The sequence below is a fragment of the Lentimicrobiaceae bacterium genome (genome assembly GCA_023227965.1).
Lineage (GTDB): Bacteria > Bacteroidota > Bacteroidia > Bacteroidales > JALOCA01 > JALOCA01.
The window spans coordinates 17,959-30,433 of sequence record JALOCA010000040.1 but is presented as its reverse complement, the minus strand read 5'-3'; the positions used below and the strand labels follow the sequence as shown (position 1 = coordinate 30,433).

Below are 12,475 nucleotides of genomic sequence, written 5' to 3'. Positions count from 1 at the left end.
TTTGTTTGCGTGAACGATCACCACCGTACATGGCTCGCAACTGCGGAATGGTAACATGGCTTTCGTCAATCACAAGCAGGAAATCGTCAGGGAAAAAATCAAGCAAACAGAAAGGTCTCGATCCGGGCTCTCTTCCATCAAAATACCTGGAATAGTTTTCAATTCCCGAACAATAGCCCAATTCGCGCATCATTTCAATATCATACGTTACCCTATCTTCCAGCCTTTTTGCTTCGAAAGCCTTTCCGGTAGTTTTAAAATATTCTGATTGTTTAAAAAGGTCATTCTGAATGCTATGCAGTGCATTCCTCATTTTCTCCTGTGAAGTAACAAAAATGTTGGCAGGGTAGATGGTCAGGTATTGAAAAACCTCAAGGGCAGTACCTGTAAGCGGATCGAAGGATTCGATATTTTCTATCTCGTCACCAAAAAAGAAAATCCGGTAAGCTATATCGGCATAGGCGGGAAAAATATCCACAGTATCGCCCTTCACCCGAAAAGTACCTCTGTGAAATTCAATTTCATTTCGTGAATACAAGCTGTTTACAAGGCTTAAAAGAAATTTATTCCTGTTAACAATATCACCAACTGATAGGCGGATGGTATTTTCGCTGAAATCATCAGGATTACCTATGCCATAAATACAGGATACAGAAGAAACTACTATTATATCCTTTCGACCGGACAGCAAAGAAGACGATGTGCTGAGCCGTAACTTTTCAATTTCATCGTTTATTGAAAGGTCTTTTTCTATATAGGTGTTGGTGGAAGGGATATAGGCTTCCGGCTGATAATAATCGTAGTACGATACAAAATATTCTACGGCATTTTGCGGAAAAAATTGTCTGAATTCGCCATAGAGTTGGGCGGCAAGGGTTTTGTTGTGGCTTAACACTAACGCAGGCTTATTAAGCTGTGCTATTACATTGGCTATGGTAAAAGTTTTACCTGACCCGGTAGCCCCCAACAAAACCTGGGCTTTGTCCCCTCTTTGTAATCCCTCGGTAAGCTGATTGATAGCATCCGGCTGATCTCCGGTAGGAATAAAATCGGAGGTTAATTTAAATTCCAATGGGGTATGGGTTTCAGGTTTAACAAAATTATTTAATTCCCGTTGTTGTACTTTTTAATACAAATCCTGGCATCCACTGCCACCAGCATTTCTCCTTGCCCCAACAATGGATTCAGATCGAGTTCGATAATTTCGGGTGCAGCCCGGAGCAATGCGGATAACCGACAGATAATCTGTATAAATTTTTCTTCGCTGACACCTTGCTGCCCCCTGACACCCTGGATAATTTTATAGCTTTTAAGTCTGCGGAGCATTTGTTGAGCCTCGTCGTAACCAATAGGTACCAAACCTGCGCTTATGTCTTTCAGTACTTCGATGAAAATTCCACCTATGCCGCAAAGGATAAGATGCCCGAATCCGGATTCGTATTTGGCTCCGGCAAACAACTCGGTGCCTTTAAGCATGGGCTGCAAAAGAACGGCAGTGGCGTCTTTAATTTTCATCATCCTGTTAAATTCTTTTTCCACTGTTTCAGCATCCCTGATATTAAGTGCTACTCCTCCCACATCGGATTTGTGAATGGGTCCCACCACTTTCATAACAATCGGAAACGCGATAGCTTCTGCCTGTATAACTGCGTCGTGCACGTTGTTTACAACTGCTTCCTTAGCCCGCGGAATACCTGCCGCATCTAATAGCCGTTGAATTTCGCTTGGTGTAATGTAACCATCGCCTGCATTATCTATCACCTGCCGGATTGCAGTATGGTCAATCCCGGTTTCGGGTATATCGGGAGGCTGTGGAGCAGGTGTACTGAACACCTTGCTTAGCGCATTTCCAAAAATAACCTCTTCGGGGAAATATAATCTGCCCAAAGAAATAAAATAATCAATTTCATCTTTAACATTTACTACTGACGGGAGTATGGGGAAAATGGGCTTGCGGGCAGTTTTCATTTTTTCGTCGAGTGTTTTGTACACGTCGTACACTTTAAAAAGCCCGGGACTTCCGAAAATTACTGCCATACCATCAATAGCATCCTGTTTTTTATCAACATGGTCAATAATTTCGCCCAACTGGGCAGCAGTACCTGTTGCCAAAAAATCAATAGGGTTGGCTACCGAAGAGCCAGAAAAGAGTTTTGCAAGCAATTCGGGGCTTTCCAGATGGGGAATTTCTAATCCACCGTTTGACAATGTATCGGTAAGCATTACAGCTGGTCCACCTGCATGGGTGATGATTGCCATGTTTTTACCGGTGAGTACAGGGTGCATAAAAATACAGGCTACCGTAACAAGTTCTTCTCTTCCGAAACAACGGACGATGCCTGCTTTGCGAAAAAGGGCATCAACAGCCACATCGGAGCTGGCAAGAGCACCTGTGTGTGAAGAGGCAGCCCTGCTTCCGGCATCTGAACTTCCGGATTTTATGGCAGCAATGCGGCATCCTTTACGGATAAGTGATGCCGCATGCTTTAATAATAAATCGGGTTTTTTGATGCTTTCGAGATAGAGAATTTTTACACGTGAGCTTGTGGCGGGATCAAAACTTTCGTCGAGCCAGGCGAGAATTTCTTCAACACCCATTTGTGCTGAGTTCCCTACGGAATAAATGCTTGAAAAGGTAAGCCCTTTGGGCATTCCCGATTCAATGATGAAAACGGCTGTAGCCCCTGAACCTGTAATAAAATCAACACCTCGGGTATCTAATTTGGGAATAGGCAAGGTGAAAATACCGTTGTAATTGTTGTTTAACACTCCGATGCAATTGGGTCCGATAAGCGAACCGTTTACTTCGTTAATTACTTTGAGAATTTCCTTTTCCAATTTTGCCCCTTCGGGGCTTTCCTCGGCAAATCCTGCCGAAAGGATGATAAATGCCCGTGTTTGCTTTTCGTGAGCAAGAGTTTGAACTGTTTCGAGGCAATATTTTGCGGCTATGGCTATTATGGCTAAATCGGTTTGGGGTAATTCATGAACGGTATGGTAGCTTTTAATACCTTGTATGGTTTCTTCCTTAGGGTTAACGGCATATAAACTGCCTTTGAAGTTTCCATCGAGAATATTTTTTACTACTTTTCCACCGGGTTTTGTAATATCATTTGATGCACCAACAATTACAATACTGCGAGGATTGATTAGTTGTTCTGTTACCATTGAAATTGATATTTAGAGTATTATTATATGCGTTTTGCATTGGCTAAATTATAATAAAAATTGTATTTTTAAAAATCAATTTATTATTATCGGTCGGGAGGGAAGAGGTAGCAGCGGGGTAATGGGCGCTGGTTTTCATGCAAAGATGCAAAAGTTGTTGGGAGAGTTTGATGGAAATTAAATAGCAATTGTCTGATATGAAGTAGCAATCGGGAAAAAGAGGTAGAGGTTAAAAAACGAGCAGTAGTGATTGTGAAAAATAGGGTAGCGGTCGAGAAAAAAGAAGTATCTATCTGTAAAAATGAGACAAATATTAGATAAAATGAGGTGTATATCGTGAATGAAGAAGTAGTGGTTGGAGAAAAAGAAATATCAATCGGTAAAACAGAGGTATATGTTAGAAAAAACGAGGTGTAAGTTGTGAATGAAGAGGTAGTGGTTGGAAAAAAGGAGTAGCATTTTAAAAATTAGTTAATGTGTTAACTTAGTTAATTGGAGAGTGTACGATAAGTTGTGTAAATGGTTTTTTAGGTAGGGCTTACGAAGCTGTATCAATTGGGGAGGAGACGGTTTTAAAAATGGGAAAGCCACCGGATTATTTTGTGTTTTTCGATGGCTTTCCAAAACGGGAGGGGGAAGAGGAGTTTGGAGTTTAAATCAACTTTTTAAAAGGAATGGCTTTAATACGCTTGTAAACGGGGTCGGTTGCGCCTAAAACTGAAAGCAGATAAGCTTTTACTTTTTTGCTAAGGTCAACAATGCCGGTTCCGGGGGCGTATAAAATTTTGTTCCTTGCAATGATGGCATTTTTATAAACGATAGAAACATCCGTTGCTATTTTATTTAAAGTATTAAGATTATTGTACATTGTTTCGAGTGCAGTAATTGTTAAATCGGCCTCGTTGGGCTGGTATTTAGGTTCGTTTTTTAAGGTTTCGATAAAGTCGCCGAAATGGGCTAAACGCATATCGAAACTTTGCTGTGAAATGGAAATGGCTATGATGGTTTTATCTTCTGTTTCGATGGGTGGGGTTTCGGGTTGACCGTTTTTATCTTTTTTACTGTATCCTTTAATTTTGTTGTAGATGGTTTTTACATTTGCAATGGATTGTTCTGATGCACCTGAAGAGATTAAAGAACCCATAGAACGGGTAATCAGGACAGACATGTTGTTGCCTTCGACATTACGCACGTCTATGGCGTTATCGAAGACTGGTTTGGTGTTGCTTACTGCCTCCATAGCTTCCTGTGCAGCATTGGCTGTACTTGAAAGAGCAGTGAGGGTAATAGCTGAATTGGAAGGCTGGTAGTTTTTTTGTAAAGATAGGCATTCCTCTATTATTTTTTTTAATCCGGCGACATTTTTGGCGTGTCCGGTTTCGCTGGTACTTTTCATTGTTTTGATGGATTTAGTTAGTAATTAGTTTTATTAAGTCTTGTAATGGCATGAGGGTAATGCTGAAATGAACAAGTAAAGATATAATGAAAAAAAGGGGAAAAGTAAGCGACTTTTCAAACGCAGGGTTTTGGAGGATATTCGCCGGGATTTTATAAAAATCCGCTAAAAAACAGGAGTGCCAAGTAATGGTTTTAAGGGTGTAAAATGGTTTTTTTTTATATGAAAGGAATGAGGTTTTGAGGAGAATTTTTCAATATCCTGAGACCGGAATAAATTCGAAAGAGTTGTATTTTTACTGGGGAAAATAACTACATTATGGAAGCCAATAATATTGAAAGAAGAGAAATAATGTACTGTATCACCAAAGAAGATGTGCAGTATGAAGCTCTTGAAAAAATGGGAAGAGCGCTGACAGAAGATGAACTTATAGCAACAAAAAAACAACTTGAATTTGGTATAGGCGAAAGTATCAGTTTTATTTATAATGCGATTTTTGCTGAGATGGATTAAAGAATAAGTTAAATTTGCTTTTTATATCTATTTTTTTTTTTTTAAATAACGTGCCTACTTAATTTATAATATTTTATCGGATAATGATGCCAGATGTGAAATGAATACACACCATAAACTAATTTTTGGCAATTGCATGAGTATGGAAGAACTATTAAATGAAAGTATTCATTTAATAATTACGTCCCCTCCTTATTTTAATGCCCCTTTTGATTATCAGGGATTGTTTAATAATTACGATCAATATTTAGGTGTTTTACAAAGATTTGCAAACGAATCATTCCGGGTTTTATCTGAGGGTAGAATTTTGGTTTTAAATATTGACGATATGTTGGTTAATGGAACAAAATATCCTATTGTTGCCGATGCAACAAAAATACTTCAGAATGCTGGTTTTCGTTATCGGGACAGAATTATCTGGAAAAAACCAGATGGGTATCTTCGGATAAGTAAAAGAAGTGGAGTTTTATTACAGAACCCTTTTCCGATGTATTTCTATCCCGATAACTTATTGGAAAGTTTACTCATCTTTCAGAAGGGAAAATTTGACTATCGTTCTATAAAACAAGAAAAAAAAGAATTATCCCGTATTGATAAAAAAGTTTTTCAAGAAAAAGGGTGGCATAAGACATTATGGGAAATGACAAATGTATTACCTGGATCACCATTGGAAAAAGGCATTGCAGCATTTCCTGACGAACTCCCGAACCGGATAATAAAACTTTTTTCTTACGTTGGAGAAAATGTATTAGATCCATTTGTGGGTAGTGGAACCACAATGAAAATAGCAAGACAGCTTAATAGAAATTCTGTCGGCTATGAAATAATTCGTGATCTTGAAAAAATAATAAGAGTTAAAGTTGGTTTTGATTTGCAATCAAATGAATCAAATAGTGGGGACTCTTTTGAAATAGTTGAAAGAAAAAATGGAAAATATAGGTATGTTTGTCTTGAATATATTGAAAAGAAGAAATTAGTGCCAATTAAAATTTAATTAAATGAACATTTTTGCTGAAATTACAGGAATACAATATCAGGTTCTTTGTGCCCATACTTTAAAAGATATTTCTTTTGAAAAATTTGATATAAATAATATGCCGGCATATTGTTTAATAAGCGACAAACAATATAGTTACAATATTTCAAAATGGGTTTCCCCCAAAAGATCGCGTTCTTATCCTTACGAAAGGGTTTATAATACTCTTGGGGTCCCCAAGAGAATAACTGTAATACCAATTATTAAGGATGAGGGGTTAAAAGGGGATAGAGACTTTATTCAATGGGATACCATTTCCCTAATGAGTCTTTTAGATGTTTATGTAATTTTTGCTTATTATCAAAAAGCTGAGAAGCACGCTACTCGGGATCATAAAATAACTAATCAAAAATTCGACAACGATTATATTAAAGAAAAGATTATTGAAATCAGCAATTATCATAGTTCCGCATTGCATTGGAATCTAAAAGAAATTGATGATACATTACCATTTCTTATTGACAAGGTGAAAAATGCCTATTCTGAAATTGAAGCCAAGTTAGGTATTAAGTTTCATAATAATAATGGTATTGAAATTTTCAAAAAACAATTTATTGATGGGGTAAGCGAATTTAAATTAATGTCTCGTCAAAAAGCAAAGAATGCTCAAAACAGAGAGCAAAAGACGTTCCAACCCAAAGAAATTCTATCAACAGCTACCAAAGCTACCATAACCATTAAAAATTATCTTGGCGGATTATATTATTTTACGACAGACGAAATCGAAATAAAAGAGAATCAATTATTCTTAATTGAGGACAAACATTCTGTAAATGCTAAGTTGCCAAGCAAAGGTGATATAAAAGATGGTTTGTTAAAAATGATTCTTTATTGTAACCTTAAAAATGTAATGGTTAATGACGTAGTCTACATACCTGAACCGGTTTTAAAGCTAACATCAATAAAAATTAAAAATAAGATTTCATCTCAGGATAGCCTTGAAAAAATTAATCAATTTCTTATGGCTAATCAATTTACTGACAAAGAAGAGTTGCTGATTAAAAATTTATTCAGAGAATGCAAAATAAATCATTTTACAATTTTAATAGAAGAAGTATAAAATGATAAAAAGCCCGTTAAGATATCCCGGCGGTAAAAGCAGAGCAGTAAATTTGATTTCTACTTTAATACCCGATTTTGATGAATACAGAGAACCTTTTGTTGGTGGTGGTTCTGTTTTTGTTTATTTAAAACAGAATTTTCCAAATAAAAAATTTTGGATAAACGATATTTATAATAATTTATATCTTTTTTGGAAAGAAACAAAAAACAGAACGGATGAACTTTTATTACAAATCAAAACATGGAAAAGGGAAACAAAAGAAGGTAAAGACCTTTTTGTGTTTTTAAATGCAAATATTGACAAATTCGATGATTTAAAGAAAGCGGCTGCTTTTTTTGCGTTCAACAGGATTACCTTTTCCGGTACAACCGAAAGTGGAGGTTTTTCAAATGCAGCCTTCCAAAAAAGATATACGGAATCAAGCATAGAAAGAGTTAAACAATTATCAAAAATTTTGCCTGATACAAAAATTACAAATTTCGATTATCAGGAAGTTGTAGAAGCAAACGGCAAAAATGTATTTATTTTTCTTGATCCCCCTTATTTTTCGGCAACTAAGTCTGCTTTATACGGGAAAAATGGGAATCTTCATAAAGGATTTGACCATGAAAGGTTTTCTCAAGTAATGAAAAATACAACCCATAAATGGCTGATAACTTATGATGATAGTCCGTATATCCGGGAACTCTTTTCATTTGCAAATATTTTTAGTTGGGATTTATCCTATGGTATGAGAAACGTAAATAAAAATTCCAGCCAAACCGGAAAGGAGTTATTTATTTCAAATTATTTAAATTCTATAACAAATAACACCCATGAAATAAGACAACTTGAAATTTTCGACAGAATTATTTCATATTGAATCTTACTTCAATGAAAACAAGTAAAATAATCTACCCTCTTGCTATTGAAAGTATTCAAAATGTATCTGATGATGTATTAGGAAGAGATTTAACGCCCGATGAAATTTTAAAAATAATAGACCCAATAACTGAAAAATAAATTATTATGATGCTATTTCTGAGAATATTGCCTCTGAGGAGAGTTTATAGAGAAAATAAATTTCACTTGGGGCAAACTCATTTGATTTAAGTGATTAGACAAATAGAATGTCAAGAACGTTGCAAAAACAAAAACCTACCTTTTTGTTGCAATAGCTTTCGCACAGTTTACCCCGTCAATGGCTGAGGAAACAATGCCTCCGGCATAGCCTGCCCCTTCGCCGCAGGGATAAAGGTTTTTTATCTGTACGTGTTCAAAGGTGATTTCGTTGCGGGGAATACGAACAGGGGAGGAGGTACGTGATTCGATGGCTACCACAAGGGCTTCGCCGGTGAGAAAGCCTTTCATCTTCCGATTGAAAAGCGTGAAAGCTTTTTGCAACCTAACTGAAATACCTTCGGGAAGCAGTTCGTGTACAGGCATGGAAACAACTCCCGGATGGTAAGAAGTGTTGGGTAGCGAAGATGATAATTTGCCAGAAACGAAGTCGGTAAGGCGTTGGGCAGGGGCAACCTGGTTGTTGTTTGCCGCCTCGAAAGCATGTTTTTCAGCTTCCTGTTGGTAGTGAAGCGTTGCCAATGGTCCTGAAAATTGCGATGCCGCGATGTCGGGCATATCCACTGCCACCACTATACCAGAATTGGCATATGGAGAGTTTCGTCTCGAATTCGACATGCCGTTTACCACAATCTGTTGGTTACCAGTGGCGGCAGGAACTATGGTTCCTCCCGGACACATGCAAAATGAAAAAACACCTCTTCCGTCAACCTGTTCCACCAAAGTGTAAGTGGCTGCGGGTAATAGTGGGCTATGTTGCGGGCTATGGTATTGTATTTCGTTAATGAGCGTCTGTGGGTGTTCTACCCTTACGCCCATAGCCAACGGTTTGGCTTCTATGACAATGTTGTTATGGTAAAGCAGTTCGTAGATATCGCAGGCTGAATGACCGGTAGCGAGAATAACGGCAGTACCATCGTAGAGGTTGCCTTTGCTGTCGGTAACTCCTGTGATGCGCTGGTTTTTAATACAAAAACCGGTTATGCGGGTGTCGAAGTGGAATATACCCCCTGCATTAAGTATGGTATTACGGATGGCGGTGATGATGGCAGGGAGTTTATCGCTCCCGATATGCGGATGTGCATCGAACAGGATTTCGGGGTTGGCACCGTGTTCAATAAAGGTGCGGAGAATATCGTTTACGTTGCCGCGCTTGGTGGAACGGGTGTAGAGTTTTCCATCGGAAAAAGTGCCGGCTCCTCCTTCGCCAAAGCAATAATTCGAATCCAGATTCAGCGATTGGTTGCGGTTAAGCAGGGCAATATCGGCTTTGCGGGATTGCACTTTACGTCCTCGTTCGATAAGCACAGGCTTAATTCCGTGCATAATAAGCGTAAGTGCTGCAAATAATCCGGCGGGACCTGTTCCCACGATGATCACCTGTTTGCTTTTGCTTACGTCAGGATAGTTTTTTTTCTGAATTTTTAGTCCTTCAGGAAAGTCTTCCCCGGAAAAGACAAGTATCTTCAGCTTTATTTTTATGGAAGAGGAGCGGGCATCAACAGAACGGCGAAGAAAATGTAGTACGTTGATTTTTTCCGGATGAATGTGTAGCACCTTTGCGGCTTTCCGCCGTATCTGGTTTTCGTCGGCAGCTTCTTCCGGACTGAGGACCAGTTCCAGTTCTTTTTGCATTGTTTTATTCGAAAGTAAACGATATCTGGAACATTTTGGAGGATAACTTGTCGATACCTTCGGTGTAAATATTGTTTTCCCGCTTGATAATATCGTTGAAACCGTACGCCATTTTGAGTTCAATACCTAATTTAAACCAATAATTATAAAAGTCGAACCCGGTGCCCAGAATTCCATGAACGTCGTTACGGACAATATCAACCTGAACATTGTTTGGATTATCTTTCTTTTTTTTCTGGGTGGCAAGGTCAATAGTATAATCCACACCTCCAATGATATAAGGACGTACATTATTTATCCTTTTGGCTTTATATTTTATAAGAAAAGGCAGTTCGATATAGCTTGTCTGTATGCTTTTTCTCAGCTTGATTTGATTACTTTCTCCGGCTGAATAATTTTGTGTTGAATATTCTATCTGCCGTTCACCAAAGGAAAGTGATGGAACAAAACGCAGGTCGGCATATTTGGCAAGCCGGAGATTGGAAACGATGCCAATAGTAAAACCAAGCGAAGGGTTGGCTTCTATTCCCAACAGCCTTGCCGAATCGGAATAGATGTCGGGTGCCTGTTGTGTGGTGTAAAGTACATTACTTAGCCCTTCATTGGTCTTTACTGTAAAATTCATCTGATTAATAGCCAGTAGAAACCCGAAATGATAAGGTCGTTCATCATATTCAGGTTGATTGAGTACCCCATGTTTTTGTGCCCGGAGGGCAAAAGGCGTAAGAAGTAATAAAACGAGGAAAACGGGAATAGCAGGTCGTATTTTCAAGATAAATTTGGTTTATGGATTTAGTAACGGTAATTTTTTATTTTTATTTTTCGGCTGAATACAGGCAGACGATTCCAAAGGTGAGAGGCTTGAAAGCTGCATTGGTAAACCCTATTTGGCGTAAAATGTTTACAAAAGTATCGTTTTTTGGGAACTTCTGTACAGTTGCAGGCAGGTAGGAGTAGGCAAACCGGTGTCCCGATATTTTTGCCCCGATAAAAGGAACAAAATATTTAAAATACAAATGGTACAGTTGTTTAAAAAGAGTTTTTTCAGGCATTGAAAATTCAAGTACCAGCAATTGACCTCCTTTTTTTAGAACCCTCAGCATTTCGGCGAGCCCTTTTTCCAGGTGTTCAAAGTTACGAACGCCAAAGGCTACGGTTACCATGTCGAATGTTGCATCAGCAAAGGGAAGGTTTTCACTATCGCCTTGCAAAAGAATGATATTTTTGTCGGGTTGCCGCTGATTGACTTTTTTTCTCCCTTCTGCAAGCATGGCTTCCGAAATATCAATACCCGTAATGCTGATACCGGGCAGTGTGGCAAGCGCAATGGTGAGGTCGGCGGTTCCGGCAGCAACATCCAATAGGGTTTGCGGATGGTGATTTCTGGCAGCTTTTATCACCTTTTTCCGCCAGCAACGGTCAATTCCCATCGAAAGAAAATGGTTAAGAAAATCGTAGTGAGGCGCTATCTCGTCGAACATCCGGCACACATCCTCCCCGGCTTCCGAAATAGTTTCATGGGTTGCAGGGATGTTTTTTTTATTATGCTCCGGCATTATTTTTTTGTTAATGATACTACTGGTTTAGTTGTAGTGCTTCTTCTTGCATACGTTGAATATCAACAGGTACAACACCTATAAATTCACAAACAAGTCCTCCGGCAAGGTTGGAAAGGGCGGCGGTAAGCCATGGCGAAGCCTGTTGGGCAAGGCATAGTGAAGCCACACTGATAACGGTATCGCCGGCGCCCGACACATCGGTTATACTTCGCAAATGGGCGGGGATGGTAAATGCTTCACAGCTTGCATCTGGTTGTTTACTGCTCATGAAGATACCCGACTCGGAAAGGGTAAACATCACATTGTCCACCTGCTGGTTAAGATGCAATTTTTGTGCAGCCTGCTGCAGTTGCGCAAAATTTCGGGCACCGACATCCATATTCAGTCCTTCCTTCAGTTCTTTCAGATTGGGTTTGAAAAGAGACACCCCGCAGTAGGCGGTAAAATTTTTCTTTTTAGGGTCAACGGTAATGGGAATAGCATAACGTTTTGCCATTTTTGTTACTTCACTGATGATGCGGGGGGTGATGACACCTTTGTTATAATCTTGAAAAATAACTACGTCTATAGGTAAAGAGGCGAGGGTATCCCGGATTTTTCCGAGAAGAATATTTTCGTCGGTTTCTGCAATATCGTGGGTCATTTCGTCGTCAACGCGCAGCAAATGGGCGTTGTTGCCAATAAACCGGAATTTTGTAGTGGTTGAACGCTGGTTACTACGACAAATACATGTTGTGGGAAGATTTTCTTTTTCTAAAAGTGAGAGGAAAAGATCACCCTGCTCGTCGTTACCTACTACGGAACATAAAATAGGGGTGGCTGCCAGTGATTTTATATTCAGTGCCACATTTGCAGCACCACCAAGCAGATTTTCTCTCTGGCTTACCGCTAAAACAGGCACAGGAGCTTCAGGTGAGATACGTTCTACCTTTCCTCTTACATAGGTGTCAACCATTACGTCACCGATAATAAGTGCTTTTTGCCTGGAAAACCGTGCAAAAATTTCCCGAATCTGTTCGTTGCTAACCATTTGTTATTTTTTTTAA

11 protein-coding genes are annotated in these 12,475 nt (G+C 39.0%); 4 read left to right on the top strand and 7 right to left on the bottom strand.

Going from position 1 to position 12,475, the window contains the following annotated elements; genetic code table 11:
* The 3 genes from M0R21_11715 to M0R21_11705 form a co-directional block, all read right to left on the bottom strand.
* Positions 1-1,072, bottom strand: a 1,072-nt coding sequence (locus M0R21_11715) for a DEAD/DEAH box helicase family protein (GenBank protein ID MCK9618486.1), incomplete at its 3' end; no start/stop codon positions are given.
* 32 nt (positions 1,073-1,104) lie between these two features.
* Positions 1,105-3,168 (bottom strand): acetate--CoA ligase family protein, encoded by a 2,064-nt coding sequence (locus tag M0R21_11710; GenBank protein MCK9618485.1) that lies wholly within the window; start codon positions 3,166-3,168, stop codon positions 1,105-1,107.
* A 652-nt stretch (positions 3,169-3,820) separates the two neighbouring features.
* On the bottom strand, positions 3,821-4,564 hold the full coding sequence (locus M0R21_11705; GenBank protein ID MCK9618484.1) for a hypothetical protein: 744 nt from the start codon (positions 4,562-4,564) through the stop codon (positions 3,821-3,823).
* A gap of 318 nt (positions 4,565-4,882) precedes the next feature.
* On the opposite strand from M0R21_11705, the gene M0R21_11700 reads away from it, so the two are divergent.
* The 4 genes from M0R21_11700 (at position 4,883) to M0R21_11685 (ending at position 8,038) form a co-directional block, all read left to right on the top strand.
* Positions 4,883-5,077 carry a hypothetical protein gene (locus M0R21_11700; GenBank protein MCK9618483.1) on the top strand — a complete coding sequence of 65 codons (195 nt, stop codon included), beginning with the start codon at positions 4,883-4,885 and terminating at the stop codon, positions 5,075-5,077.
* A 142-nt stretch (positions 5,078-5,219) separates the two neighbouring features.
* Entirely contained in the window at positions 5,220-6,071 is an 852-nt protein-coding gene (locus M0R21_11695; GenBank protein ID MCK9618482.1) for a site-specific DNA-methyltransferase, read from the top strand.
* 4 nt (positions 6,072-6,075) lie between these two features.
* The gene (locus tag M0R21_11690; GenBank protein ID MCK9618481.1) at positions 6,076-7,173 is read left to right on the top strand and encodes a hypothetical protein; all 1,098 of its coding nucleotides are present in this window, start codon (positions 6,076-6,078) and stop codon (positions 7,171-7,173) included.
* 1 nt (position 7,174) lies between these two features.
* A complete protein-coding gene (locus tag M0R21_11685) occupies positions 7,175-8,038 on the top strand; it encodes a DNA adenine methylase (protein MCK9618480.1) in 864 nt (287 codons plus the stop codon).
* Between the two features lie 275 nt (positions 8,039-8,313).
* On the opposite strand, the gene M0R21_11680 is transcribed toward M0R21_11685, so the two are convergent.
* From M0R21_11680 to M0R21_11665, 4 genes are read right to left on the bottom strand one after another with little or no spacing between them, the layout of a single operon-like run.
* Positions 8,314-9,870, bottom strand: coding sequence for an NAD(P)/FAD-dependent oxidoreductase (locus M0R21_11680; GenBank protein ID MCK9618479.1), 1,557 nt, complete (start codon positions 9,868-9,870; stop codon positions 8,314-8,316).
* Positions 9,871-9,874: 4 nt separating this feature from the next.
* Positions 9,875-10,642 (bottom strand): PorT family protein, encoded by a 768-nt coding sequence (locus tag M0R21_11675; protein MCK9618478.1) that lies wholly within the window; start codon positions 10,640-10,642, stop codon positions 9,875-9,877.
* A 43-nt stretch (positions 10,643-10,685) separates the two neighbouring features.
* Positions 10,686-11,426 carry a bifunctional demethylmenaquinone methyltransferase/2-methoxy-6-polyprenyl-1,4-benzoquinol methylase UbiE gene (gene ubiE, locus M0R21_11670; protein MCK9618477.1) on the bottom strand — a complete coding sequence of 247 codons (741 nt, stop codon included), beginning with the start codon at positions 11,424-11,426 and terminating at the stop codon, positions 10,686-10,688.
* A gap of 19 nt (positions 11,427-11,445) precedes the next feature.
* Positions 11,446-12,459 carry a bifunctional ADP-heptose synthase gene (locus tag M0R21_11665; GenBank protein ID MCK9618476.1) on the bottom strand — a complete coding sequence of 338 codons (1,014 nt, stop codon included), beginning with the start codon at positions 12,457-12,459 and terminating at the stop codon, positions 11,446-11,448.
* Positions 12,460-12,475: the final 16 nt, after the last annotated feature.